Here is a 25,209-nt window from a genome sequence, read left to right as displayed (position 1 = left end):
CCGTAAGTATCTATATCCTTGGGGAGTTCGCTTACGCCTCTTAACAGGCTATGATACATTTGAATTGTTTTACATTTACTTATTTGGAGGCGTATTTGAACATGCGACAAAACTATTCTGTTAGGGTACAACAATTAGGGGAAAACGCATAATTGACCCTATAAACTGCGATTCCCCTTGATCTTAAAGGGGTTTATATGCAAGTGTTACATCGAAATAAAGTTCCCGATTCACGATTCATCCTTTGGCTGAGCATTTTGACGTTTTTCAGCGTGATGAATGAAACCATGTTTAACGTATCATTGCCGGATATCGCTGCTTATTTTGATATTGCACCGTCGGCGGCCAATTGGACCAATACCTGCTTCTTGCTATCCTTCGCGATCGGCATCGCGGTGTACGGCAGGATATCGGAACATATAGGTATGAGAAAGCTGCTGTTATTCGGCATGCTAATCTACGGCTACGGTTCGATTGTCGGCCTATTGTGTCATGCCTGGTATCCGGGCGTGCTGATCGCGCGGTTTTTTCAGGGAGTCGGGGCTTCGGCCGTTCCATCGCTTATTATGGTGATCATCGTCAAGATTGTCGTACCGGAGAAGCAGGCTCCGGCATGGGCATGCTCAACTTCGCTTGTTTCCTTGCCGAGGGCATTGGCATTGCCGGTGTGGGCGGACTGCTGACTAAGTCATGGCTGGACTCTCCGCTCATCACGACCGTAACCAGTCAAGCAGCTGCGCTTTTCAGCAATATGATGCTGATTTTCATTGCACTCGTCACGTTTGGCGGCCTTCTGTTCGTCATGTCGTACAAGCGCAATCTTCATTGATTTACTCCAGGGTTTTCAGGACTTCGTTGATTGAAATAGAAAGCCTCCAAAACCATTTCAATAATGGATTTGGAGGCTTCTTCATGCTTCGTTTATTCCCTTTATAACGATCGCTTCCACTCGACACATCTAAGCCGCCGCCTCGTTTCTAATGTGAGGATAATAATTTGGGATCCTTCTTTGCAATATAGCTTTCTAGAGTAACCCGATCAGCTAATGAATTGATGACTCCATCGCGGGAAACGGAAAAACCAGCGGCATAGGTCGCGATTTGAATCGCATCCACCAAAGAGCATCCTCTTAGCAAATAAGACGCTAATGCGCTAATGAAAGCATCACTTGCACCCGTACTATCGACAGCAGCAAACTCTGATGCAGGGAAGAACCTTTCAACATTTGTTGTTCTTAAATAACATCCTTTTTTACCTAATGTGACTATGACATTTTTGACTCCTTTGGATAGGAGAAAATCTGCTTTTTGCTCTATAGAATTGAACTGTGGGCATATCTCCAAGAGCTCGTCTTCGTTCGGAATCAAATAATCGATTTTTTTCAAGATCGGATCTGGAATGATCTTTGATGCTGAAGGTTTGAGAATGATGGTTAGTCCCTCATTTTTTGCAATGGAGCAGACCTTTTCAACGGTATTGACCGGAATTTCGGTTTGAATCAAACAAAATTCAGCATCAGAAAATAATCCTGTCTGTTGTTCTATTTTTTGGGGTGAAAGATCTGCATTGGCTCCTGGAAGGACGGATATCATAGAATCGCCGCTAGATTCGACAAAAATATATGCCTGACCTGTTTCCGTATCACTTGAACGTGTGATTCCAATCGTACTGACACCATTTTTCTCTAACTCTTGGAAGATGCTATTTGACTCCATATCTGAACCTAAGCATCCAATCAGCCTGACCCGGTGTCCAAGCATTGCCGTTCCTACTGCTTGATTGAACCCTTTTCCGCCTGGAAGTTTTGTAAGGCTAGATATAAAATTCGTTGCTCCATTGTGCGGCAGTTGAGGGGAGTAGAGATAAGTATCCATATTAATACTTCCAACAACAAGGATTTTAGGCTTCCCGCCCTCATCTGGGAAACCTAACGTATTGGTGTTGTCTAATACCATTTTTTCCTCATAAGGTTGTATGGCATCCGCTCCAGCTATAGAGTTGATCAGTACATTACAGATATAGGCGCCAAAGTTAGCATTATTGACGGTTATGGTCGATATCGTCTTTTGATCTGCAACCAAAGAGAAGTCGTAGTCATTTTGAATGGAAAGCAATGAATAGTCCTTCGGTGATTTCAGACCGCTCTGGATAGCTAGATTATATAGTTCAATAGACTTGTATAAATGTGAGGAAATAAATCCTGTAATTTGTCCTCCTATGATAAAGTCATTAATGGTTTCGTCAAGCGATGAAAGCACCATAGATTCTTCGAATTTTAGATTACGGTCAAAAAGCGCATGCTTATACCCCTCTATAAAGGCATTCTTTCGGTGTCCTTCCCCTACTATACATGCGATCTTCGTGTGTTTCTTATCAATCAACTGCTTGGTAAGGAAGTAAGCTGCCAGCTTATAAGGCAATTCCAGAGAATTTGCTTCTCCGCCCCCTCCGACTATTACAACGGGGATGTCTAAAGAATTAAAATGAATACGGTTTTTTAAGCTTTCGCCATCTACAGGTTCCCAGATAATCCCATCCACTTGCTTTGTAATGAGTGAAGTCATGTTTTTTAACTCTTGGTTCAAATCTCCACAGCTATTCAAAATCAGTGGACTATAACCTTTGCGCTGGGCTTCGTTAATAATTCCGTTTAGCATCGAGTCTGTCGAAATGGTTGAATTTATTAAAACCCCTATTATTCCAGTAGAAGTCGATTTGCTAATACTAGATGAATAAGGAGTGTAGTTGTATTCATGGACTATTTTTAATACACGTTCACGGGTATCTTTACTAATGCTTTGATCTTTTTTATTTACAATTTTGGAAACGGTGGAAACGGAAACTCCTGCCAATTTGGCTATATCTTTAATATTCATAGCCTTCTCCCCTCATCGTATCTTTTGAAACCTGCCAAGCAGTTGCATCAACGTTTTTGTGTGTCCTTTTTATTTTACAATAAATTAGAACGGAGGGATTGGATAAATAATCTTGTTGACATATCAATTTATCGATGATAGTCTCAGTAACAGGAAAGCGTTTTCCGAAAGCGATTTCTCAAATCATTATATTACATTTTTTAAGAGAAGGGCTACTATGAGACAATCTTTTTTTCGAAGGTTTCTTCAAACCCAATTTTCCACGAAAGCGTTAGTTTTGATACCGATCGCTGTAGGGATTAATTTAATTGGAGGCACCCTATCCTCAACCTTAAAGTTGCCGCTTTTTTTGGATATGATCGGAACGGTCTTGATTGCATGTCTTGCTGGTCCTTGGGTCGCCGCACTTTGTGGATTGGCAACAAATTTATTCTTATCCATCGTCACCAATCCAGTATTTCTTCCTTTTTCGATTGTAAGCGTTTTATGTGGTTTGGTAACAGGCTACTTGGTTAAAGCAGGCTTCTTTAAGAATAAGCTTGGTGTAGTGATTACTTGGTTGGCCTGTACGTTAACGAATGCGATAAGTGCCGCTTTCATCACGATCTTTATTTATGGCGGCGCTACTGGGATTAATAGCAGTTCCCTCTTTACGGCAGCATTGATTGCAACTACAAAAGAAATCATGCTTTCGGTATTTTCGACTTCCATACTCGAAAATCTCATCGACAAAGGAATTGTATTTCTAATCGCTTACTGGTTAGTAAAGAAAATTCCTAGACGTTTCTCAAGTCAGTACGCTCCGCTGGACAAGGATTATTTACTTAAAGGCCGCAAAGGGTCATGAAGGTGATGGAACAATGGAAACGAACAACAACTCTATAGCTGTTTTAGTTGGAAATTTAAATCCGATCACGAAGCTGCTTATCGTATTTTGTTTAGGAATTGGCTGTCTCATTTACCCGCTGCCCTTTGTTGGATACGGAATATTATGTTTACTTGTCATACTGGGAATATTAATCGGACAAGGAAAAAAGGTTTTAAAGTTGATTTTGGGTTTTGGTATTCCGGTAACGCTAATGTTGCTTTTTATCCAAGGCTTATATAGTCCTAAAAACAAAACAATGATTGCTGACTTCGGTTTTGCACAAATGGGACTAGAGGGCACGATGTACGCATTAAAGATTTCGTCCACTCTTTTAATCTTTTTAGCCGCATTCTACTTAATGCTGCAAACAACAAAAAATTCAGAGACTGTAGCCGCCTTAACACAGTCGGGGCTTAACATGAAAATAGGATATTTAATTTTAGCAAGCCTTAATGTTGTTCCTCAAATGCAGAGAAAGGTCAAGGTTATTCAAGAAGCGCAGGAATCGCGCGGGGTTGAAACCACAGGGACATTCTTACAACGGGCGAAAGCATTTTTGCCGCTTATTGGACCGGTTGTTCTTTCCTCTCTGACAGATGCTCAAGAAAGAGGAATGACACTCGAGACCCGGGGTTTTGGAATCAGTGGAGCCCAACCAACGAGCTATATAAAGGTTGAGACTACAGGCCTCGACATCGTCCTAAGAATACTGGCCATTTGTTTCTTAATCTCGAGCTTGCTCCCAAGGTTCCTCTGATGCATTGGAAAAAGAGTGGAGGTGACAAGAATGACGAGCACATTAATACAAGTCAATCATTTTTCTTATCGTTACAACCAAGAAACAGAAGTTGCTTTGAAGAATGTCCATTTTGAAGTTGCATCGGGTGAATTTGTTGCAATAATTGGCGCGAATGGTTCCGGAAAATCAACCTTATGTAATGCATTGGTAGGGCTGATTCCTAATTATTTTGTTGGATTTAGTGAAGGGAGCATAATCGTTGATGAAAAAGATACGGCTGCCGTGAGTGTAGGGGAACTTTCGCAAACGATTGGGCTTGTTTTTCAAAACCCTTTTAATCAGTTGTCTTATACCGCAGATACTGTTGCTGAAGAATTAGCATTTGGGCTTGGCAATCGCGGGGTTCCCAGGGACGAGATGTTCAGCAAGATAAAGGAAATAGCCGAGCTGATGCAGATCGATGAATTATTGGATAAAAACCCTCTTGAACTTTCCGGAGGTCAGGTGCAAAGAGTCGCATTGGCATCGGCAATCATTCTAGAGCCGAAAATTCTCGTTTTGGATGAGTGTACAACACAGTTGGATCCTATTGGCAGTAGACAAATCATGAATATTATTAAAAAGTTAAATGAAAACGGAATCACGATTGTAATGGTAGATCATGACATGGAAAGGGTAGCAAAGTTAGCAGATAAAGTCTACGTCTTACAGCATGGCACGATTGTTCTGGGAGGCACACCCGAAGAAGTGTTTTGTTCACCGCATCTAGCAGAGTTCTCAGTAAATCCGCCTGATTATTATGAGATAACCAAGAAATTGATCAAACCCGGCTATAGTGAACGAGATTTTGCTTTAACAGAAAGTCAAGCGATTTCATTATTACAGGAGGTGATTCTCTATGAAGATAGAAATCAAAAACCTCAAACATAAATACCCTTCTGGAGGTGAGGCTCTCAGAGGAATAAATACTACTTTTGAGGGAAGTAACCCTGTAGCCATAATCGGCCAAAATGGAGCCGGCAAGACGACTTTTGCTAAGCACCTCAACGGTTTATTGCGGCCTACCGAAGGCCAAATTCTGATTGATGGTGAGAGTATCCATGATCACACGACTGCCTACTGGTCCAAGTATATCGGCTATGTGTTTCAAAATCCCGATAATCAACTTTTTCTAGAAACGGTAAGAAAAGAATTTGAATTTGGACCTAAGCAACAAGGCTTGTCAAGACATGAAATTAATGACCGCATTGACTTTATCTCAGATTTGGTTGGACTCAAACATCGGCTTTCCACACATCCCTTTGATCTCAATGCGACTGAGAAAAAGTTTTGTACGATTGGTTCTATACTCATGATGGATCCCAAAATAATCATCTTGGATGAACCAACTTGCGGTCAGGATGTTGAAGGCAATCAACGATTAGCCAAGATCATCAACTATCTTAAGAACAATGATCGACTTTGTATAACGATTACTCATGATATGAAATTTGTAGTTCGTAACTTTGATCAGATCATCGTGATGTCAAAAGGTGAGATTTTGAAGTCAGGCAATAAGTATAATGTTTTTTCTGATGTCAAGACTTTATTAGAGAGCCATGTTGCACCGCCGCCTATCACTCGTGTAGGGCAAGCGTTGAGGCTTAAAGATATCTCATTCAGTAAAGAGGAGTTTATCGATCACTTCGCAACAAGAATACAACAGAGATGAGGACAAATGAAATGGAAAAAGTAATTGGTGTTCCTGTTCCCAAAGAAGGGACAGAAGAATTCGAACGAATGAATAAAATGGCAAAGAGGGCCATTCCGCTGGTGTTATTGATTTTCACATTAGGTATCTTGGAACAACAAGCGTTTGGCATGATTTTTGTTAATATTGGCGAACAGCTAGGGGTACCCAACTTATCTTCGTTAATTACGTCAATTCCTGGTATTGTATTGGGCATTGTGTGTGTTATTTATGGTGCATTAGGTGATTTTGTTTCACTGAAGAAAATGACCCTTTTGGGTATAATCCTTCTTATTGCTGGTTCAGCGATTGGGTTTATATTTGGACCAAGCAGTATTTGGGCAGTCGTTATTGCTCGCGTGTTGCAGTCTGCAGGCGGTCAGGTGGCAGGCTCCGTATTCCTGGTACTTGTGTCTAAATATATTAAAAAAGTAAATCGCGTTATTTACTACGGCATTTTCGTTGCTGTGTTCCGCTTTTCTGCCGCACTAGGCGTAGTAGCTGCTGGATATATCACTAACATCGACTGGCGCTGGCTTTTTGCAGTACCTCTGATTGCTATACTGTTCATTCCTTCTTTATTGAAAAACTTGCCGAACGAACGCGCTAAGGGTGCAAATATCGATTGGGCCGGATTTACCCTTATTGGCGCTTTCGCCGCTGCGATGACCATGTTCTTTACAGATATGAATCTGTTCTGGGCTATCTCTTCTGTTGTTACTTTGATCTTGTTCCTTGTCTACATCAACAAAGCTAAGAATCCATTTATTACTCCTAAATTTTTGAAGAACCCGGCTTTTGTCGCAACGATGACGGTTATCTTCATTGGTTACTTCTTCAGTTACACCCTGAATGCGGGTGTGAATGCTATCGGATTGAACGTATTTGGGATTGACTCTGCTCAAGTTTCGTTGCTATTAGTTTGGTCGATTCTTTTGGCGGCTGTTCTGGGATTTGTGTCTGGTCCAGTTGTTAAGAAGATTGGCCGCTCCGCTTCCATCATTATGGCTTTAACATTCATGGGGCTTGGATTGCTTGCAGTTGCGTTCCTCATTCCTTACGGCAAGGTTCTGGCTTTGGCCGTAGCACCATGTATTTATTACTTTGGCACCTCCTTCCTCTATTCACCAATCGTGGATACAGCAACGCTAACCGTAACGCCTGAAGAATCAGGTCGTGTACTTGGTGTGAATGACCTGGTTCAAGCCATTACTGGCTCTGTCGGTGTCGCTGTATTTGTTGGAATGATGTCCTCAGGTTTTATGAGCGGTGGCAGTATGACCGGCACGGAAGCTGGACCAGCGTCCACCTATGCCAATGTTTTCATGGTTGGCGGCGGCGTTATATTCTTAGCATTGATCATTTTCCTCTTCACCAAAAAAATGATTTATGCGCATGCTGAAAAAATTCAACAAAAAAATTAATTGATTTACGGAGGGGAAGAATATGACAAAGAAAGTGATTTTGGATTGTGATCCCGGACATGATGACGCATTAGCTTTATTGATGGCTATCGCCTCTGAAAAAATTGATTTACTTGCCGTAACGACTTCTGCGGGCAATCAAATTCCCGAAAAAACATATGTAAACGCTAAACGATTGTTAACCTTGGCAAAAAGCGAAAACATTCCAGTAGCAAGAGGCGCTTCAAAGCCTTTGCGTCGAAATTTGATTATTGCTGATGATGTTCATGGAGAGTCAGGGATCGATGGAGCAGAATTACCTGAATCTAATATTCAGGATCTTGATATCACTGCCAATGAATTGATCGCTAAGATATTAAGAGAATCTGAGGAAAAGGTTACGCTTATTGCGACAGGACCTTTAACCAATATCGCTATTTTCCTGTTGTCACATCCTGAACTGAAAGAAAAAATTGAAATGATTTCATTCATGGGCGGTGCATGCTTCGGAGGAAATATTACTCCCCATGCCGAGTTCAACATCTATGTTGACCCGGAAGCCGCAGATATTGTGGTGAAATCAGGTGTCCCTGTAGCGATGTTTGGTCTAGATGTTACATTAAAAGCTCAAGTGTTTGAAAGTGACATCAAGGAAATCAGAGAAGTCGGGAATGATGTTGCACGAACCATGGCTGACTTATTGGATTTCTTCAATTTAACAACAACTCGTCCATTCTGGGCAGCTGAAGATCATGTTGAAGGCATTCATATGCACGACCCTTGTGCCGTTGCGTATATCATTGATCCCGAAATGTTTACGGTTTATCCGATGAATGTACAAGTGGAGACTAGTGAATCACTGGCACTGGGCAGTACAGTTGTTGATTATGACAATCTGTATAAAAAAGAGAAAAATGTCCTTGTGGCGTTTGATCTTGACTTGCCTAAATTCAAGAAATTAATGATGGATACGATTAAATATTTTTCCTAAAACAAAATCATGTTTGCCACTCGTGCAAAGGGCGGTAACAAGTGGAGACGAAAAAATGAATAAAATTACAGTAGTTGGCAGTATTAATTTTGATACCACTGTCCGAACAGAGCATCTGCCAAAACCAGGTGAAACCGTTCATTCTAAAGAAATGTTTACGAATGGCGGCGGCAAAGGAGCTAATCAAGCCATTGCTGCCGCCAGGAATGGCGGACAAGTTAACTTTATCGGTGCAATAGGAAATGATGATACAGGAAAAGCTTTGCTTGGATTGCTCGAACAAGATCATATCCATACTGCAGGTGTTAGGAAGTTAGATACAACCAGAACAGGCAGTGCTTATGTCATGGTCAACGATGAAGGCGAGAACAGTATTATCATCTATGGCGGCGCCAATCAAGCGATTACAGACGATCATATCGATGAGATGCGCGGTTTGATCGCTGAGAGTGACTATGTCATCGCTCAATTTGAAACCAATTTGTCCAGTATCGAGAGAAGTTTTGAAATCGCAAAACAACATCATGTGACAACGATTTTAAATCCGGCACCTGCGAGAGCCATAATTCCTGAACGGATTATTCAATTAACCGATATGTTGATTCCTAACGAGACGGAGTTAGAAACCATCTCCGGACAAGCTATTACGAATGAACAAGAATTGATTGCCGCAACACAAAAGGTGCATGATATGGGGATTCCAACCGTGATTGTCACTTTGGGAAGTAAAGGCGCGTTCTATTCCTTTGCAAATGGACATACAGGCTTTGTACCGGCATTCGACGTTAAGGCAGTGGACACTACGGCTGCCGGGGATACATTCATTGGCGCATTAGCGACCAAAATTTCAGCGGATTTTAGTAATATCAAAGAAGCCATTATCTATGGATGCAAAGCCGCATCGTTAACCGTTCAAAGATATGGAGCACAGCAATCTATCCCATACGAATCTGAAATCCTATCTGAATCAAACAGCTTAGTGACAGAGTAACTAAACATTTCTGACACCTCCAAGAACATCTTGGAGGTGTTTTTTCGTTGGCAACTAAATGAGCTATCTCCAATTCTTCAGCGTGTTACTCTACGCTCTTTAACGATTCAATCATATGGATGCGGGACACTTTTCGTCTGAGCAGCAAGTTGGATAGAATGGTAAGCAAGAACGCTAGCATAATGGATATCAACATGTTCACCATATTCAATTGATCCGGGATTTGCTGATGGGCGCTAGATAGTGCCTTTACAATGACGGCATACACATAGCCGCTTATCGGTAAAGCCACAATGACCGCGAACGTGGTCAATATGATATTTTCGAAGAAGATAAGCCTGTTTATTTTGTTTTTTTGATAGCCTAATACCTTAAGCGTGGCAAGCTCGCGATTCCTCTCATAAATGTTGATGGAGGATATCGTATAGATGGCGCCAAAGGAAAGCGTGACGGCACTAATGATAAACATGATGAATACAAAGCTGTTTTGTTGCAAAATATATTGAGCTGATTTTTTCAAATCACTCTTATCCGCTATCACATCTACTTGTTGATCTTGTTCAAAAAAGCTGCGGATGCTTATCAGATCCGCTGAACGGTTGGCTTGAATGAAAAGCGACGTTGGACTGTAGTCTACGCCAAGGCTCTCCATATAGTCCGGGGTGCTATAAAATGAAGGATTCGAATACTGATTGGATATGTTCAATACCTTCATCTCTACAGCTTTATTATTGAGCTCTGGTGCCGTGAACTTGATGTTAATCATATCTCCTACTGAAATATGATGTTTGTCCGCGTAGGATTTGGGCACCAGTACACCATGATCCTCCAAAGCTATCTTGTTGTCATTCTTGTCAAAGAAATGAATGAGACTGTTATCCTTTTCAGTAACAACTAAAGCGGCATTTTCTCGTTCATTATCTTTTGTGAATTCAACAGGAAAGGTGGATAAGGAATAGCTGTCTTTAATCCCGGAGGGCAGCTCGAATGAATCTGGAGATGTTCCCCTCGTGTAATCTACTCTTAGATCATAGGTGTACACCTCTTCAATTTGGTCCGCAACCTTCAGCAAAGCCGATTGAGTGCCGAATGCGGTTATCAATAACACGGTGCTGATCACAACGCCAATGGAGCTCGCCAGAGCCCTTTGCTTATTTAACAATAGGTTTCTCAAAATGAGCTTGTAGCTATAGGGAATGCGACTCCAAATGCCAGGGACTTTTTCTATCAACAGCCCTTTCATCTTCTTCGGAGGTTTCGGGCGCATGGCCTGTGCCGCTCGCTCTTTCAATAGGGTTCTGCCGCTTAAATAACAGGCCAGGATTCCGAATGCGCTTGAGAAAATAATGGGAGGAATGATCGAATACAATGAAAGCGAGAATGTAATGTCAGGCAGTGAATAGGCCCTTGCATTCGACACCGTAACCATTGGAATAAATACCCCAGCGGCAATCGCACAACCAATGATTGAGCCGAGTATGCCTACTAGCACAGGATATCCCATGTAATGAAGCATGATGCTTCTATTTTTCACACCCAAAGCCTTCATGATGCCAACTTGATTTCTTTGCGAATCGATAACCCGCGACATAACAAGAAACAGGATAATCGCTTCAATTACAAAGAGAACTAAAGGTATAACCTTACTCATTAATTTATTGTTGTGTATCGTTTGATGGATCTGAGAATAATTGAACGTACGTTCTTTGCTTACCTGATCCACATAAGAGAGCTCCTTGGATTGCAGCTCAATCGACTTCCCCAATTCAGCCGTGTCGTAACCTTCCTGGACTTCAATCATAATTTCGTTATAATAAAAGCTGTCTGCAATTGCGGATATAGTCTCTTCGGCTATATAACCTATACCGTAGTTTTTATGGTCTTGGATTTCGTTCTTTTTGGCATACTCAACATTCTCGCCCAAGCCGCTAATAGTAAGCGTGATGTCTTTTTCATTCGCTCTCAGGCTGATTTGATCGCCAACACGATAGCCATGTTCCTCTGCATAATGGGAATCCAACATGATCTCGCCTTTTTTTGACGGGATGCTGCCCACAATCATAGCAGGCGTGTTTATTCCATTTTGCGTCGGGATGGAATGAATTTTCAGAGAAGCTTTAGAATTCTCAAAGGCTTGCTCCGCATCAAAGGTATAGCGCCCTTCTAACTTCTTAATGCCTTCCACCTTGCTCAATCTTGCCACATCATCCTTGGAAATTTGACTGTAATAGACATTCAAGTCGCTTAAACGATGTTCTTTAAAATAAATCTCCGTATAAGCGCTCAGACTATCGCTATATGTTACCAGCCCCGCATAGAAAAAAGCGCCTACCGCGACAACCACAACCAACGCTAGCATTTGGCCTATGGATTGTTTAATATCCCTCAATAGCTTCAAAAATAGCTTCATCACCACTCAATCCCTTCAACCCTTTGTTTCTGATGATTGATCATGATGCTTTCTATCTTTCCGCTTTTGACCTTAATAATTTTATCCGCCATTGGAGCAATTGCGGAGTTATGCGTGACCAGTACAATGCATTTCTTCGTTTCTGTATTCAAATTTTGCAGGAGCTTTAGAACGGACTTGCCTGTCACATAATCCAGAGCTCCGGTTGGTTCGTCACAGAGTAAAAGCAACGGATTTTTGGCAACGGCTCTAGCGATGGCCACCCTTTGTTGTTCTCCTCCCGAGAGCTGGGAAGGAAAGTTTTTGATTCGATCCGATAATCCGACTTTATGTAAAATATCTTTGGCATCCAGATGGTCACTACAAACTTCAGCAGCAAATTCAACATTCTCCAAAGCGTTGAGATTCGGAATCAAGTTATAGAATTGGAAGACAAAGCCGACACTCTCGCCGCGATATTCGGTCAATTTCTTTTCGCTGAGCTGTGTAATTTCCTGACCGCCCACAAACACTTGTCCCGTGGTAGCCGTATCCATGCCGCCAAGAATATTCAGAATGGTGCTCTTCCCAGCTCCGCTTGCGCCCAGAATAACGACGAATTCCCCCTCCGATATGGAAAAGTCCACACCATCCAGAGCCTTGATTGGCACTTCTCCAATTTGGTATTCTTTCGTTACGTTTTTGAATTCAATTAGCGTTTTCACTTATGACATCTCCTCACCCTGCTTTTAAGTACCATATTATACCAACCAGAAAATACTTCATCCTGCACCCGATGTATCTTGGTATCCGTCTCCGGATGGATTTGATTTCGGTTCACTCGGCTTGCATACAAAAAAGAAGCAGCCTCTTAATGGCTGCTCCGTTCGAATTTCCCTAATTGCTTAACACGCCTACTTCGTTCGCTTCTAAAACTCCTTATCATCCACATACATAAGTCTGCGCTGAATATCCATAAGCCCGTGCACGACTCGAAGCGCGATCCACATAAATACAATGCCAACGCCTACGTACAGTACATATTGCTGATTATAGGTCCAATCTATTTGAAAGTAACTGAATACACTATCCTCCAAAATATCAACCTGAATTTCTTTCATCAATATGATATGCACGACTGGAAGAGCAATAAGTCCAAGCCCTAGAGAAAGCAAAGTGACCATAATCACAAAGAATACAATACCTGTTACAAATCTCAGTAATATGAGCAGCAGATTCCGAATGAATAGCCCACTGTCAAAACCTCGCACCATTCTCATAAGCCAGTTCTGCCCAGCATCAGACTGCTGATTGTAGGAGTGCGTAACAGGAGCTGCCGGCAAGCCCAAAATGTGGCGAATCATGCTTTGTTCAAAACTCACAATCCCGTTCAACATTTTAGCTACTCCAAAGAACAGCGGTATTCTGATAAAGATTGGCGTTAAACCGATCGCTAGAGCAAGCCCCGTTATCGCTACTGTAAAGTAAACAATTCCTAACGGGAGAGATAGCAATAAATAGAGGATCGATGCATAGGTTTTTGGATTAAAAAGCACCCCATTCGCTTTACCTTTCGGCAGGTTGGCAGTCGCTTCAGTTGCCTTCATATTCAAACACTTCCTTTGGATTCATAAGTTCACGCTCAAAGTTATAAATCCATTGTAACCGCCATAATTCATCGTTATAACCGTCTTTGGAAGTGTCAAAAACCCCGCCTTTAGTCTAGGACCCAGCGAATACCTTTCTCAATCGGCTTCCCGAGAAGATGCTGCTCACCAGCAGTACAAATCCGCCAAACAGATAAGGCAGGTTGACATGAACCTCAAACAAAATACCGGCCAGCATCGGTCCAAATATCATGCCAAGACTCGTATACGCATTATTCATCCCTGCCACAAACCCTTGTTCATCTCCAGCCACTTTCGACAGCAGCGTATTGATCGTGGGACGCAAAATATTGGTGAAGGTAAAGAAAAGCATCGTCACTGCCATGACATAATAGAAATGGCCTGAAAATAATAAACATACAAGGGATACCGCCGACAACAACAGCATGGCTCCGATAATCCGTTTTTCCCCGAATCGTTGTGTAATTCGCTCGGTCAACAATAGTTGATTCAATGTGCCGATGAGCGAGCATACGGTCAGCAGTATAGCGATTTCACGCGTCGAGAATCCATAGACCTGTACGACAAACAGCGGAAAAATTGCTTCAAAATGCGTCAAACCGAAGGTCATAGCGAAAACAATGAGCAACAGGAAAAAGTAGCGAGTACGAACCGAAAGCACAATTTGCCGGAAAACATTCTCCTTCTTTTCCTTCACTTGCTGACGCATCTTGCGTATGTCCGCCGACAGCGATTCAGGTAATCCCCACAGACTGCAAATCATCGCCACAAGCCCTACACATGCGGATACATAGAATGGCGCCTTGATGCCCCATTCTGCAAGCAGTCCGCCGACTCCCGGTCCAATAATAAACCCGGATGTCATCGACGCGCCTAACCAAGACATTGACTTGCTACGCTGATCAGCTGTAGTAATGTCGGCAATGTACGCAATAATGGACGGGATTAAGGCTGCTGAGCCTATCCCGCCAATCAATCGCGATACGAATAATAAAGTAAGATCGCTTGCTAACGCTGCAAGCAGGTTGGATAGTGCGAACAGGATCAAACCGATAATAATCATCGGTTTACGGCCGTAACGGTCTGATAAATTGCCTGCAAGGGGTGAGAATAGAAACTGGGTCAGGCCGAAGCAAGCGACCAAATAACCCGCAGCCTGTCCGCTTGCCGAAAACATCTCGAGAAGCTCCGGCACGATCGGAATGACAAGACCCATACTTAGATTAGCGAGGAACATATTCAACAACAGTAACGGGAATGCTGACTTCTTTAACATAAAGGACCACCTATACGAATTGGATAAAAAACATGCAGCGGAAACTAAGCAAACAACAGTCCCCTCTCTAGCTGTGCATTTGTATATGTTAGCATGTCGCCTTCGACAATCCTAATATGAAAAACATTTGCAGACTTAATATTTTTGATATATATGGAGAATGCCTCTGTACGAAAAAAAAAGAACACCCCTGGAATTGAGGGACGTTCTCTGATACTAATCCACCCATATTCTATGTATATTCGGTTCATCCTCTAAAAAGGAGAGCCGATATACATCAGGATTGGATAGTGTCTCCCATTCTTTGAACCCGATTCGATGATCGAAATACTTTAACATAAGCGATATCAGGTTGCCATGTGACACGACTACAATATTGCTGTTCTGGCTATTCAGTACTTCCTTGACCACACTGATGGCACGGCCCATTGCCGCGTTGCTGGATTCCCCGCCTTCATAACATAAGTCGAGATCTTCGTATGTCTGAAGAAGCATATCTCGCCACTCGGGATGGTTCTTACCTGATAAGACCCTCTCAGACAATCTTTCCTCCAAAACGATCTCAATGCCAAGCTTATCGGCCAGTGGGGTTATTGTCCAGTAAGCTCTATTGAACGGACTCGAAATGATAGAATCGATATTTTTGTCCGAAAGAAACTCGGCAAGCTTTTCCGCTTGCTGCACACCAGCAACGGTTAATGGGGCATCAGGGGCTTGCCCCTCCGCCTGGCAATGTCGCACAACATAAATGTTTTTCATCTACGTAGCCTCCTTATAAGCCAATATTGCCCTTCAGTCCCTTATAGCTGCCTGCCTCTGGAAACCCATTCTGAACAAGCGTCTTGAACTTTTCCGTGAAACCATAATGAACAAGATCGAGTATCGGTACCATCGCGACATCGCGGATGGGATTAAGATCAAACTCATTAGATGGAAGTCGGCAACGACCATGCCCGCTCAGACGTCACCCTTTGCTTCACCAATAAAACTTTTCCGTCCTCCACCAAAATCCCTGTTACCCTCACCTGCAATAAATTGCCCATGGAATATGCCTCCTTCGTTACTTAAAGAGCCGCACACCAGCCCTTTTGGGCGTCTGCGCGGCTCACTAGCTTATAGCGTATAAATTTGTGTTACCGTGCCATTTGTAAAAGCGACATATTGACTGCTGCCGTAGCTCCACACTTCAATCGTTGTCTTCTCGCTCGTTAATTTGGAAATATCATTAGGCCGTCCCCATGAAAACTCCACTTGCGTCTTGTTCATTCCAATGGAAATCTTTGATGCCTTAATGGAATTCCATGTTGCGGCCGACCAGTTATACTTCTTATACGGGTCGTACGACAAGAACGTATACGAATCATCCAAAACTCGCGAGACAAAGTCCTTCGACATGATGTCAGATTGCAGCGTATTCCCTTTGGCATCCTTAAAGACTACCTGGAAATTGTCGCTGCCTACTGGAACGATGTCTGTTACCGTAACCTTGGAGAATCGCTCCCAGTTTTTATAACTGTTCACCCAAAACGACTTATTCAAATACTTAACAAGCGTGCCCTGCGCATCTTGCTTCTTGATTTTCGGCGTGTCAGCCGACTCTATAATCATAAATGCGGAACCAAACGATACTTTCATTTGCTTGAGCTTGGCATCCCACTGCAGCTTCGCACCCAATGACTTGGACAATAGGCTTGCCGGGAACAATGCTTTGCCCTTCTCTTCGCGAACTGCCTGTTCCATGGCAGTATCTTTGCCGTTCACCTTCGCGTTCTTCTGCCCAACCTTTAGTTGAATAGTCGTCGTACCAATCGTGACGTCATATGTCTTGCTGGCTGCCGTGTAAGCGACGGTGCCTCCAAGCGATTGGAACACGGATTGAATCGGCAAATAAGTGACGTTGTTGATATTGACGGCCCCAGTTAAACTTTTTCCAAGCTTGGCTGTAATCGTAAGAGTTTGGCTTTTCCCGCCTGCCTTTACGGTTACCTTCGCCTCCCCTACACCTGTCACCTTATAAGAGCCGTCCTTTGTTACTTTTAACAATTGCGACTTGTCAATCTCAATGGAATAGCTCTTATTCGATAAAGTCTCTTTATACCCGTTGCTGTATTGTTGAACAACCTTGAAGTATATTGTATTCCCTACTGACGGCTGCGCATTCGATGTTGTGAATGTAATCCCGGTCGCTCCTGGGGCCTGGATGTTGGTAACCTTGTCGCCAACATGAACCTTCCAGCTGCCATCTTGATGCTTGACTAGCATAGTGATGTCATTACTCTTTACAATAATCGAACTATTGGAATCGTCCGCTTTTTTGGTTTCATGCAAGGTTCCAGAATAAGGAACAGCTTTTACTGCTGTTTGAATTCCTTTCACTTGCTTCACGAGTTTATCTTGGTCTGTGTAGCTGCCAGACAACCACACGGTTCCGTCTTTCTTGGTAACCACAAGCGCATTGTCCGAGTTGTATTGGATATGAGCGGCATCATTCGTTAATACTTTGGGACGGAAGGTAACCTTTCCGTCGTTGTAATCGAAGTGATGAACTTTCACCACCACAACTTTGCCTGTGTTGTCCATATAAGCAACGTCATTGTCGCCCGTCATTAGTAAAGACACAATGGAGTTAGGATCTTCAACCTTATCCACCACAGCGTCACGAATATACGAATGATAGATTTCACCGCTAGTCGTCAAATAAACGTGGTCCATAGAATTTCTTTCGTAAAGGACAATATTCTTCAGTCCCTCTATTTGCTCGCCGTTATAATACCAAACCGTTCCATCCTTTTTTATATAAGCACCGTATGCTAAGTACTTGATACCGTTTTGGCTCTTGTCAACTGTTGGAAGACCATGATTGTCCCAGGAAATAAGCTCTCCTTTGCTTGTTAAAGCATAGCCATACGGTTTGCCAAAAGAAGTGGCGTCTATACTGGCTTTCATATACCCGGTTGCTACCCAAGGCCGCTTCAGCCAAAGAGTGCCATCCTCCATCAAAATCATATCGCCTTTTACATCCGCAATCCTTGTAGCTTTTGTCTCCGCCTGTGCTGCCCCAACTGTCGGAATCAAACTGACCAGCAGAAACAAGCTCAACATCATTGCTGCCAACTTCCTCATCTTACTATCCCCTTTTCCATAGTCATCCAGACAATCGAGATAATTCGATATATATGCCAAAAATTCCTTCTTTTTTGACAAAAGCTTTCACTTATCCCATTCAAAATATGGGTTATTAAAAGCAAGTAAACTCTGGAGGTGCTTGACCTTAGGTCTGACCTAAGCTGTATCGTGGATTTCATACCATACACGAACAGAGGATGAAGCGGAATGAACCAGTTGAAAACGCGGATAACAGCTCTTGATTATGCAAGAGCGTGGGCAATCTTTGGCATGATAATCGTTAACTATAAGCTTGCCATGCAAGCAGGGAATGACGGATCGGAACTATTGCAAAAGATCGCAGGTTTATTAGAGGGGAGGGCCTCTGCCCTATTTGTCCTGCTCGCCGGTATCGGGGTGTCGCTCATGACCTCGAAAGCCCGGATGACAAAGAGTGAGGAGTTGATTCGGCGCAATCGGTATAGCCTATATAAAAGGGCGGCTTTCCTGTTCGTCGCTGGCATGCTCTTGCTGTTGCTGGAATGGAACGCCGATATTTTGCATTACTATGCGGTATTCTTGCTTGCCGCAACGCTACTCATAACGACGTCAGACAGACGTATATTGGGACTGTTTATCTTTGTCCTGATTACTGCTCAGTTGTTGCTGGTCCTGTTCGATTACACCAAGGGATGGGACGCGGACTTTCAATCGTACGCAGGCTTTTGGACCTTGGAAGGCTTCACCCGCAATCTGTTATTGAACGGCTTCCATCCTCTGTTTCCTTGGTTCGGCTTTTTCCTCATTGGCATGTGGATAGGCAGAAAGGAATGGCTGAACCCGCATAACCGTTTGAAAGTATTGCTGTATTCCTTGTCTGGGACCGTTGTGATTGAATCTCTTTCCTATTTCCTGATTAAATCGGCCTCTCCCGTACTGGGAAGCGAAGCGGCGATTTATCTATTTGGGACAAAACCGATGCCTCCTACTATGCTGTATGTGCTCTCCGGAATTTGTTCCGCTATGGCCTTCCTTTCGCTCTGCCTATATGCAGTAGAGAAATTCGAGAAATCCCTCCTGACCCAAGCGATGATTCATACCGGGCAGCTCTCTTTGTCCCACTATATTGGACATATCTTGCTTGGTCTAGGGCTGCTTGAATGGGCAAGCTATTTGGAGAATGGCAGCCTAGTGTTTGCAATAGCTTACGCAAGCTTGTACTTTATAGCAGCTATTGTCTTCTCGCATTGGTGGAGAAAACGGATGGCAAGAGGGCCAATCGAGTGGGTGATGAGGAAACTAGGCTAACGCTGTGGAGCGCTCAACAAAAAGAAACCTCTCGCATGTTGAATAAGAAACTTCAAGATGCGAGAGGCTCATTTGCCGTGATGCTTAATCCGTTGCAAGTTTTGAATAGATGCTGATATCCTTAAATATCCCTTTTATTTTTTCATACTGTCTTAAGGTGCCCTCGTGCGTAAAGCTCAGCTTTTGTAAGACTCTAATAGAATTCACATTTGGGGGTTCAACTTTGGCTTCAATTCGATTCAGCTTCAAAGTCGAAAAGGCGTACTCTACCAACGCGCCGATAGCTTCCGTTGCGTAGCCTTTGCCCCAATAGCCTTTGGCAATGTCATAACCGATTTCTGCCTTGGCATGCTCCATATCCAGGAAATTGTATCCGCCAGAGCCAATGATCTGGCCGGACTCCTTCTCGATTATGGTGAAACGAATCGCCTGGTCATCCTCAGAGAGATTGTTCAGGAACTGAATCATTTCTCTAGCCTGGTTCTCATCTGCAAATGGATCAATATTCATAAATTCGATTACATCCGGATCAGACCATATGCGAAACAAACTGGCCGAATCCGAAACGTCCATTTTACGCAAATAAAGGCGTTCTGTGTGCAGCTCTGGGTTCAATGTAGTGCCTCCAATAATGATTTCAATTTCCCTGATTTTTAATTGATTCCCTATATTCAATAGCTTTGCGCCATTCATCTGGCGGTGTAAAGTATTGATCGTACTCATGCAACGCTTCCGACGACTGTCTTTGTCTCCATTCCATTAAGTATATCGTATAGGTCTCGCCTGCTCCCATTCTCCAGCCCATGCTGAACGGATGATAATCGGGAAAGGCAATCCATTGAGGCAGGAAAAACTCAGGATCATATTCGTCTAAGCCTTTTCTAATTTCCATTAATAATTTGCCCAGCATATTCTGGCCTTTACCGTTGCCGCCATCTCCCCAGAAATGATCATTGGTGGTGCGTTCAACCAAGGTGCAATTTCCTGTAGAGAGGAGGATGGATTTGATAACAGGATGCTGATCTACCTTAGCAAGCAGCGCATCCTTCATAATCTGAACCTTGCACTCTTCCCAATCAGAGCGAAGGGGCTTACTTCTATCCCGCCCTAACCTAGCCGCTTCCATAGGCGTGAGGGCTAGCCGGACCTCTTCCTCATGTTCCGTTGAAATTTCTGTGCTTGAAAATAATGCTCCGTAGTTGCCCATTCTTTATTATGCATGAGGATGGGATATTTAGCGAAATTCGAAAAACAACCGTAAGGTTTATTGGTTTCATAAAAATGGATAATCCGCTCCTCTGGCGCAAGCTCGCTCATTTCCCTTCTATCATCCGCAATCTTTTTCTGAATATCATCAAAATTCATTTTCAGTTCGACCTCCCTATTCCAACCATAATTTCACCCTCATGGTAAAACTCAATCACATATTGCGTGGGACTATATAGATAAGTATCAAAATCGACTGCCAATACATGGTCTAGTGCACGAAGAACGCTTTGAAGATTAGCGTGGAGAACCGGATGGTCACCGCTCCATATTATAAATATCGGCAAGCTATGATCGATGTTCAACGCCTCTAATAATGTGGGTATATCTTGTGCTGCCCGTACCTCATGATGCGCAATCTGATCCCAATGGATTCTCCCCCAGGCCGTGAAAGGATATGCTCTAACTAATTCTTCCCGCATAGACTCGCTTGCTTCCTCTGAGAAAATACGCACATTATCGCCCAGCTCCTGCAAGCATTCTTCAAATAAAAGCCCATAAGAGCGAGTTTGCTTAGCCTTTTGTCTTCGTAATAGCTGTTCCAGTCTCCATCTTCTCGACTGTTTATCATCCATGTTACCACCTCATTACAGATACCAATAAAGCTAGCAGGGGCTCTTGTCTGCATCACTGTATAAATGTACACAAACAACTTTAACATCATTTCCAATTTTGTTAAATGATTGTGGTGAAATCACACTATGCTCTGCAAATGGAAAGGTGCGTACATTGAAAGATGCCATCGCTATCCGCATGTAGGGGGCGCCGGGCGGCATAACGGCTTCTTCTCTGAGGACCAAAGTAGAACCTAATGCTAAATAAACCATAATGAAAAGAGGGGGCAGTCTTAAATAGACTAAACTAATAAGAGGATATTATGTTCAATATATGAACATATATCCTCTTTCTTTTGTACATTAAACTTGTTAATTAGATATTGAAAATATAGTATAATATGTCTATAATATACAGGAACATATGTTTGTTTAATTTGAAGGACATCGACCCACAGAGGGAGGCATAATGTAGCGAGGGGGCTTTAGGCCGAGCGTTAATATTTTTAGAGGTGAAATGTTATGAGGGTACAAGAAATTCTTATTGAGGGTAACAACAAGAGATACATATTACTAAATCAAAATGGGTTCCCTGTAATGCCGGTTATGAAATATATAAATTATTTGGATAAGACAGGAAAGAGTCCTAATACTCAAAAGACATATTGCTATTCCTTAAAACATTTTTATATCTACTTACCAGAAAAAGAGAGAGATTATAGGTTTATTAAATTTGAGGATTTAGTTGATTTTGTGGGATGGTTAAGAAGCCCTTATCAGAGTTCAAATGTTACTCCCCTTCAACAAGAGAAAGCAAAACGAACGGAAAAGACAATTAACCTTACAATTACGGTTATAGCAAACTTCTATGACTACCTTTATCGAAATGAAGAAATGCAAAGCGACATAATGGAAAAGCTGATGAAGCAAGTTTTTACAGGTGGACACTCACGCTTCAAAAGTTTTTTACACCATGTAAATAAGGGAAATCCCTCTATCAGAAACATACTAAAATTAAAAGAACCACGAAGAAAAGTAGGTACACTCACAAAAGAACAAGTACAGCAGGTATTACAAGCAACCACTAATATCCGAGATAAGTTCTTAATCCAATTGTTATTTGAAACGGGATTGCGTATTGGAGAAGCTCTTGCTCTTTTTATGGAGGATTTTATTTTTGATCATGGTAAAGGGCATCGAATTCGTCTAGTGGATCGGGGGGAATTAGAAAACGGAGCGATGTTAAAGACTGGAGAACGAGAAATCTATGTATCACAGTCCTTAATGGATTTATATGACGACTATTTGTATGAAGTGCTTGATGAATTAGAATTGGACACAAACTTTGTTTTTGTAAAACTGCGAGGAAAAGATATTGGAAAGCCAATGGAATATTGGAACGTAGAATCCTTATTTAAGCGTTTGAAAAAGAAAACAGAGATAAACCTACACTTAACCTATTTCGGCATACACACGCTACAATCTACTACCAGAAAACGAAGGATATTAAACAAGTGCAAGAACGATTAGGTCACTCTCAAATTCAAACAACAATGAATCTGTACCTACATCCGTCGGATGAAGATATTCGACAAGATTGGCAAAATGCTCAATCCGAATTTAACCTAAAGAAAAATGACTGATAGGAGTAACTGGTTGAAACAATTCAAGAATGTTCAGGTAGATGAAATAGGCTTTCACGAAGGATTACAAAGAGATCTTTCCACTTATCCCATAAAAACAATTCAAGAAAATGGTTCTGTTTCAATTGAGAGAGTAAAAGATCCATATTTCTTAGTCAATGACAAATGGAATATTAACGATATAGGCGAAATTAAACAGTTTGAAGAACTGGTAGCAAACTATAATTTTTCAAATAAAAATATTCACTTTGAATTTAGTAAACCTTCAATCAATTTAGAAGTGAAGTATGTCTTTTATCAGCAATTGTTTAATGATTTATGGTCAATCAAGAGTATATATTGTTATCAAAGTTCATTAAAAAAAATGACGGAGTTCTTAAACGAAAAACATCCTAAACTATCATCTTTGTTGGATTTAGATATTGAAACGAGAGTATTTATTTTGGCTTAATGAGAATGGGGTAAACATTCTTACGAAAAATGGTTACAAATCAGGCGTAGCAAATTTACTGAAAAAGATTTACAATCTTTTCTTCCAATATAGTGATAAACGAGAAGAGTGGGAAAAAGATAGATGTTAAAGTTCGGGAACAAATAAAAAAATATGTGAAACAACGATTGCTTAGTAAAAATAATTTTTCATGGGCTACAGCACTAATCTATCTGTTATTTTTACCAAAGTTTTTAACCTATATATTCTCATTGGAACCAACATGGAAGGATTTAAAGCATTTAAACCGAGCACACATTGAAAGATACATTGAACACTTACATGAATACTCAAAAAACAACTTGCATAACCGAAACTCGCATCCTGAACGCTATGTAAATGAATCATTATCAACTTTGCAAAAGTTTCTTGAAGACATCCAACGATTTGAATATGACATGGCTCCCGAAACGCATGTGCGATTATTGATCTTTCAAGAAGATAAACCTAAACGAAGAAAAAAATCAATTGATCAAATTGATTACATCCCTGACTATGTATTAGAGCAACTATTTACTCATATTGATGACTTACATAAAGATGTAATTCCTGTTGTCTGGGTCGCGTTTAAAACAGGCCTTAGAATATCCGATGTATTAGGACTAACCTCTGATTGCTTGGTAAAACTTAATGGTCAATACTCCATTGCAACAGATATTGAAAAAACATATGTAAAAGGGCATCGAATTCCCATTGACAATGAGTTAGCCGATATTCTTGCCGTACTTATTAATAAAACCAAAAAACTAAGTCATCAGGAAAATAATCCCAAAGGGTATATTTTTGTTCGCTATCGAGGTCAACGAAAAGGTAAACCTTTTTCTCAAGGGTGGGTTCAAGAGCAACTAAATATTTTAGCCAGGCGAAAAAACATTACAGATGAAAATGGAAATCTGTTTCATTTCAAAGCTCACCAATTCCGTCACACCTGCGGGGTGAAAATGTTAAATGGTGGTGCGGATATTCTAACGGTACAAGAGTTATTAGCTCATGCGTCACCCGAAATTACAATGCGATATGCCAAGTTATTAGATAATACAAAAAGAAAAGCATTTGAATCAGTTATGAAACAAGGAGTTTTTAGTTTCGACTTAAACGGTGAGGTACAAGAAATCAAAGCGGGAGAGGATATACCTGCCGATATACTAGATGCGTTATGGCAAGCCCATAAACTCAATGCGATGGACAGCCCTTATGGAACGTGTCATGCTCGTCTGAATGGTAATTGTCCTCACATGGAAGCACCTCCATGCCTAACTTGTGGCGATAACCAAACGCCATGTAAGGACTTAGCAGTAGGTTTTTGGGAATTAGATCAGCAAAAGTATGAACTTCATGTCAAAACAGCTACAAAAGCTGTTGAGATAGCGAAACAACGTGGCCGAGAAGATATTGCTAAAAAAATGAAAAGAACCTTCTACGCTATCAATACATCTTAAATACCTTACAAGAAGGAAATATCATCTTTGGTAGACAGGATCGGATGAAAAGAAAGTTAAGTGTTCAAAATAACTGAATATGACCGTTCTGCCCACTTAAAATCCATTCATGCCAATCGTAAAGCTAACACCTATCAAAAGGTGGATGAAGCCCTTAAAAGGCTCATACGGACCAATGAGAAAATAAACTTTAACAGTGTATCCAGCGAAGCTGATGTTTCAAAAGCAACATTGTATAACAACAAAGATTTCCGTTCAAGAATTGAAACATTACGAAATCAACAGTCACAAGTACCGACTCCCAAACAGGTAAAGCGAGAAATGAACGAATACAACAAAGATGCTCTCATTGCATCCCTAAAAAGAAAAAATCAAAAGTTAGCAGAGGAAAACAGGCAATTAAGGGAGCAACTGAAAGTAGCATATGCAGATGTCTATAAAAAGTTATAAGAGAGATCAACGTTCCCCCTTCTTCAACTAACGAAGCAGGTTAGAAGAAGCATTAACAAAACCA

22 protein-coding genes and 4 pseudogenes are annotated in these 25,209 nt (G+C 41.7%); 14 read left to right on the top strand and 12 right to left on the bottom strand.

The genetic code is table 11. From position 1 onward, the window contains the following. Positions 1–203 precede the first annotated feature (203 nt). Both AC0YNW_RS16585 and AC0YNW_RS16580 read left to right on the top strand, forming a co-directional pair. Positions 204–683, top strand: coding sequence for an MFS transporter (locus AC0YNW_RS16585; RefSeq protein WP_475832866.1), 480 nt, complete (start codon positions 204–206; stop codon positions 681–683). Continuing rightward, positions 614–829, top strand: a complete 216-nt coding sequence (locus AC0YNW_RS16580) for a hypothetical protein (RefSeq protein WP_475832865.1) — start codon at positions 614–616, stop codon at positions 827–829. The genes AC0YNW_RS16585 and AC0YNW_RS16580 overlap by 70 nt, the downstream gene beginning before the upstream one ends. Before the next feature lie 148 nt (positions 830–977). Here AC0YNW_RS16580 and AC0YNW_RS16575 read toward each other — a convergent pair whose 3' ends face one another. Next, positions 978–2,876 carry a PfkB family carbohydrate kinase gene (locus AC0YNW_RS16575; protein ID WP_475832864.1) on the bottom strand — a complete coding sequence of 633 codons (1,899 nt, stop codon included), beginning with the start codon at positions 2,874–2,876 and terminating at the stop codon, positions 978–980. Positions 2,877–3,093: 217 nt separating this feature from the next. On the opposite strand from AC0YNW_RS16575, the gene AC0YNW_RS16570 reads away from it, so the two are divergent. The 7 genes from AC0YNW_RS16570 to rbsK are packed head-to-tail and all read left to right on the top strand — an operon-like array spanning position 3,094 to position 9,597. Then, entirely contained in the window at positions 3,094–3,723 is a 630-nt protein-coding gene (locus AC0YNW_RS16570; RefSeq protein WP_054401102.1) for an ECF transporter S component, read from the top strand. Positions 3,724–3,736: 13 nt separating this feature from the next. Beyond that, the gene (locus tag AC0YNW_RS16565; protein WP_475832863.1) at positions 3,737–4,501 is read left to right on the top strand and encodes an energy-coupling factor transporter transmembrane component T; all 765 of its coding nucleotides are present in this window, start codon (positions 3,737–3,739) and stop codon (positions 4,499–4,501) included. A gap of 30 nt (positions 4,502–4,531) precedes the next feature. Next, the gene (locus AC0YNW_RS16560) at positions 4,532–5,413 is read left to right on the top strand and encodes an energy-coupling factor ABC transporter ATP-binding protein (protein WP_475832862.1); all 882 of its coding nucleotides are present in this window, start codon (positions 4,532–4,534) and stop codon (positions 5,411–5,413) included. Continuing rightward, positions 5,382–6,194: an energy-coupling factor ABC transporter ATP-binding protein gene (locus AC0YNW_RS16555; RefSeq protein ID WP_475832861.1), complete on the top strand. Its 813-nt coding sequence runs from the start codon at positions 5,382–5,384 to the stop codon at positions 6,192–6,194. Before AC0YNW_RS16560 ends, AC0YNW_RS16555 begins: the two co-directional genes overlap by 32 nt. An 11-nt stretch (positions 6,195–6,205) precedes the next feature. Beyond that, positions 6,206–7,636 (top strand): MFS transporter, encoded by a 1,431-nt coding sequence (locus tag AC0YNW_RS16550; RefSeq protein WP_475832860.1) that lies wholly within the window; start codon positions 6,206–6,208, stop codon positions 7,634–7,636. Positions 7,637–7,658: 22 nt separating this feature from the next. Then, positions 7,659–8,606, top strand: a complete 948-nt coding sequence (locus tag AC0YNW_RS16545) for a nucleoside hydrolase (RefSeq protein WP_475832859.1) — start codon at positions 7,659–7,661, stop codon at positions 8,604–8,606. 55 nt (positions 8,607–8,661) lie between these two features. Beyond that, positions 8,662–9,597 carry a ribokinase gene (gene rbsK / locus AC0YNW_RS16540; protein ID WP_475832858.1) on the top strand — a complete coding sequence of 312 codons (936 nt, stop codon included), beginning with the start codon at positions 8,662–8,664 and terminating at the stop codon, positions 9,595–9,597. Between the two features lie 85 nt (positions 9,598–9,682). Here the strand turns inward: rbsK and AC0YNW_RS16535 are convergent, their stop codons facing one another. The 7 genes and pseudogenes from AC0YNW_RS16535 to AC0YNW_RS16505 all read right to left on the bottom strand — a co-directional run bounded on the left by AC0YNW_RS16535 (position 9,683) and on the right by AC0YNW_RS16505 (position 18,013). Further along, positions 9,683–12,007, bottom strand: coding sequence for an ABC transporter permease (locus AC0YNW_RS16535; protein ID WP_475832857.1), 2,325 nt, complete (start codon positions 12,005–12,007; stop codon positions 9,683–9,685). Further along, the gene (locus AC0YNW_RS16530; protein WP_475832856.1) at positions 12,007–12,711 is read right to left on the bottom strand and encodes an ABC transporter ATP-binding protein; all 705 of its coding nucleotides are present in this window, start codon (positions 12,709–12,711) and stop codon (positions 12,007–12,009) included. Before AC0YNW_RS16530 ends, AC0YNW_RS16535 begins: the two co-directional genes overlap by 1 nt. Before the next feature lie 204 nt (positions 12,712–12,915). Continuing rightward, positions 12,916–13,593 (bottom strand): sensor domain-containing protein, encoded by a 678-nt coding sequence (locus AC0YNW_RS16525; RefSeq protein WP_475832855.1) that lies wholly within the window; start codon positions 13,591–13,593, stop codon positions 12,916–12,918. A gap of 115 nt (positions 13,594–13,708) precedes the next feature. Next, positions 13,709–14,890 carry an MFS transporter gene (locus tag AC0YNW_RS16520; RefSeq protein ID WP_475832854.1) on the bottom strand — a complete coding sequence of 394 codons (1,182 nt, stop codon included), beginning with the start codon at positions 14,888–14,890 and terminating at the stop codon, positions 13,709–13,711. 216 nt (positions 14,891–15,106) lie between these two features. Further along, positions 15,107–15,649, bottom strand: a complete 543-nt coding sequence (locus AC0YNW_RS16515; RefSeq protein WP_475832853.1) for a histidine phosphatase family protein — start codon at positions 15,647–15,649, stop codon at positions 15,107–15,109. A 13-nt stretch (positions 15,650–15,662) separates the two neighbouring features. Beyond that, a pseudogene (locus AC0YNW_RS16510) lies at positions 15,663–15,933 on the bottom strand (hypothetical protein). A 70-nt stretch (positions 15,934–16,003) separates the two neighbouring features. Beyond that, complete coding sequence (locus tag AC0YNW_RS16505) at positions 16,004–18,013, bottom strand: copper amine oxidase N-terminal domain-containing protein (RefSeq protein ID WP_475832852.1); 2,010 nt, start codon at positions 18,011–18,013, stop codon at positions 16,004–16,006. A gap of 210 nt (positions 18,014–18,223) precedes the next feature. On the opposite strand from AC0YNW_RS16505, the gene AC0YNW_RS16500 reads away from it, so the two are divergent. Beyond that, complete coding sequence (locus AC0YNW_RS16500; protein WP_475832851.1) at positions 18,224–19,303, top strand: DUF418 domain-containing protein; 1,080 nt, start codon at positions 18,224–18,226, stop codon at positions 19,301–19,303. A gap of 84 nt (positions 19,304–19,387) precedes the next feature. Here the strand turns inward: AC0YNW_RS16500 and AC0YNW_RS16495 are convergent, their stop codons facing one another. The 4 genes from AC0YNW_RS16495 to AC0YNW_RS16480 are packed head-to-tail and all read right to left on the bottom strand — an operon-like array spanning position 19,388 to position 21,144. Next, the gene (locus AC0YNW_RS16495) at positions 19,388–19,918 is read right to left on the bottom strand and encodes a GNAT family N-acetyltransferase (RefSeq protein WP_475833163.1); all 531 of its coding nucleotides are present in this window, start codon (positions 19,916–19,918) and stop codon (positions 19,388–19,390) included. A gap of 22 nt (positions 19,919–19,940) precedes the next feature. Next, positions 19,941–20,429, bottom strand: coding sequence for an NADAR family protein (locus AC0YNW_RS16490; RefSeq protein WP_475833162.1), 489 nt, complete (start codon positions 20,427–20,429; stop codon positions 19,941–19,943). 11 nt (positions 20,430–20,440) lie between these two features. Next, positions 20,441–20,668: a hypothetical protein gene (locus tag AC0YNW_RS16485; protein WP_475833179.1), complete on the bottom strand. Its 228-nt coding sequence runs from the start codon at positions 20,666–20,668 to the stop codon at positions 20,441–20,443. A gap of 2 nt (positions 20,669–20,670) precedes the next feature. Continuing rightward, positions 20,671–21,144: a CDI toxin immunity protein gene (locus tag AC0YNW_RS16480; protein WP_475832850.1), complete on the bottom strand. Its 474-nt coding sequence runs from the start codon at positions 21,142–21,144 to the stop codon at positions 20,671–20,673. A 501-nt stretch (positions 21,145–21,645) separates the two neighbouring features. Here AC0YNW_RS16480 and AC0YNW_RS16475 point away from each other — a divergent pair. The 4 genes and pseudogenes from AC0YNW_RS16475 to AC0YNW_RS16460 form a co-directional block, all read left to right on the top strand. After that, positions 21,646–21,951, top strand: a pseudogene (locus AC0YNW_RS16475) (site-specific integrase); the annotation flags it as partial. A 66-nt stretch (positions 21,952–22,017) separates the two neighbouring features. Continuing rightward, positions 22,018–22,766, top strand: a pseudogene (locus AC0YNW_RS16470) (tyrosine-type recombinase/integrase). Between the two features lie 13 nt (positions 22,767–22,779). After that, a pseudogene (locus AC0YNW_RS16465) lies at positions 22,780–24,772 on the top strand (tyrosine-type recombinase/integrase). After that, the gene (locus AC0YNW_RS16460; protein ID WP_475833161.1) at positions 24,765–25,145 is read left to right on the top strand and encodes a DUF6262 family protein; all 381 of its coding nucleotides are present in this window, start codon (positions 24,765–24,767) and stop codon (positions 25,143–25,145) included. Before AC0YNW_RS16465 ends, AC0YNW_RS16460 begins: the two are co-directional and overlap by 8 nt. Positions 25,146–25,209 lie beyond the last annotated feature (64 nt).

Source organism: Paenibacillus sp. J31R120 (assembly GCF_056269225.1).
This window is presented reverse-complemented; position numbering and strand designations above follow the sequence as displayed.

What these genes read in the sequence shown, in the direction of transcription:
- AC0YNW_RS16560 (WP_475832862.1), top strand. Translation starts at nt 4,532, where the DNA reads ATGACGAGCACATTAATACAAGTCAATCATTTTTCTTATCGTTACAAC.
- AC0YNW_RS16490 (WP_475833162.1), bottom strand. Translation starts at nt 20,429, where the DNA reads ATGGAAGCGGCTAGGTTAGGGCGGGATAGAAGTAAGCCCCTTCGCTCT.
- AC0YNW_RS16485 (WP_475833179.1), bottom strand. Translation starts at nt 20,668, where the DNA reads ATGAATTTTGATGATATTCAGAAAAAGATTGCGGATGATAGAAGGGAA.
- AC0YNW_RS16535 (WP_475832857.1), bottom strand. Translation starts at nt 12,007, where the DNA reads ATGAAGCTATTTTTGAAGCTATTGAGGGATATTAAACAATCCATAGGC.
- AC0YNW_RS16525 (WP_475832855.1), bottom strand. Translation starts at nt 13,593, where the DNA reads ATGAAGGCAACTGAAGCGACTGCCAACCTGCCGAAAGGTAAAGCGAAT.
- AC0YNW_RS16515 (WP_475832853.1), bottom strand. Translation starts at nt 15,649, where the DNA reads ATGAAAAACATTTATGTTGTGCGACATTGCCAGGCGGAGGGGCAAGCC.
- AC0YNW_RS16575 (WP_475832864.1), bottom strand. Translation starts at nt 2,876, where the DNA reads ATGAATATTAAAGATATAGCCAAATTGGCAGGAGTTTCCGTTTCCACC.
- AC0YNW_RS16505 (WP_475832852.1), bottom strand. Translation starts at nt 18,013, where the DNA reads ATGAGGAAGTTGGCAGCAATGATGTTGAGCTTGTTTCTGCTGGTCAGT.
- AC0YNW_RS16550 (WP_475832860.1), top strand. Translation starts at nt 6,206, where the DNA reads ATGGAAAAAGTAATTGGTGTTCCTGTTCCCAAAGAAGGGACAGAAGAA.
- AC0YNW_RS16480 (WP_475832850.1), bottom strand. Translation starts at nt 21,144, where the DNA reads ATGGATGATAAACAGTCGAGAAGATGGAGACTGGAACAGCTATTACGA.
- AC0YNW_RS16570 (WP_054401102.1), top strand. Translation starts at nt 3,094, where the DNA reads ATGAGACAATCTTTTTTTCGAAGGTTTCTTCAAACCCAATTTTCCACG.
- AC0YNW_RS16500 (WP_475832851.1), top strand. Translation starts at nt 18,224, where the DNA reads ATGAACCAGTTGAAAACGCGGATAACAGCTCTTGATTATGCAAGAGCG.
- AC0YNW_RS16555 (WP_475832861.1), top strand. Translation starts at nt 5,382, where the DNA reads ATGAAGATAGAAATCAAAAACCTCAAACATAAATACCCTTCTGGAGGT.
- AC0YNW_RS16545 (WP_475832859.1), top strand. Translation starts at nt 7,659, where the DNA reads ATGACAAAGAAAGTGATTTTGGATTGTGATCCCGGACATGATGACGCA.
- AC0YNW_RS16565 (WP_475832863.1), top strand. Translation starts at nt 3,737, where the DNA reads ATGGAAACGAACAACAACTCTATAGCTGTTTTAGTTGGAAATTTAAAT.
- AC0YNW_RS16580 (WP_475832865.1), top strand. Translation starts at nt 614, where the DNA reads ATGGGCATGCTCAACTTCGCTTGTTTCCTTGCCGAGGGCATTGGCATT.
- AC0YNW_RS16520 (WP_475832854.1), bottom strand. Translation starts at nt 14,890, where the DNA reads ATGTTAAAGAAGTCAGCATTCCCGTTACTGTTGTTGAATATGTTCCTC.
- rbsK (WP_475832858.1), top strand. Translation starts at nt 8,662, where the DNA reads ATGAATAAAATTACAGTAGTTGGCAGTATTAATTTTGATACCACTGTC.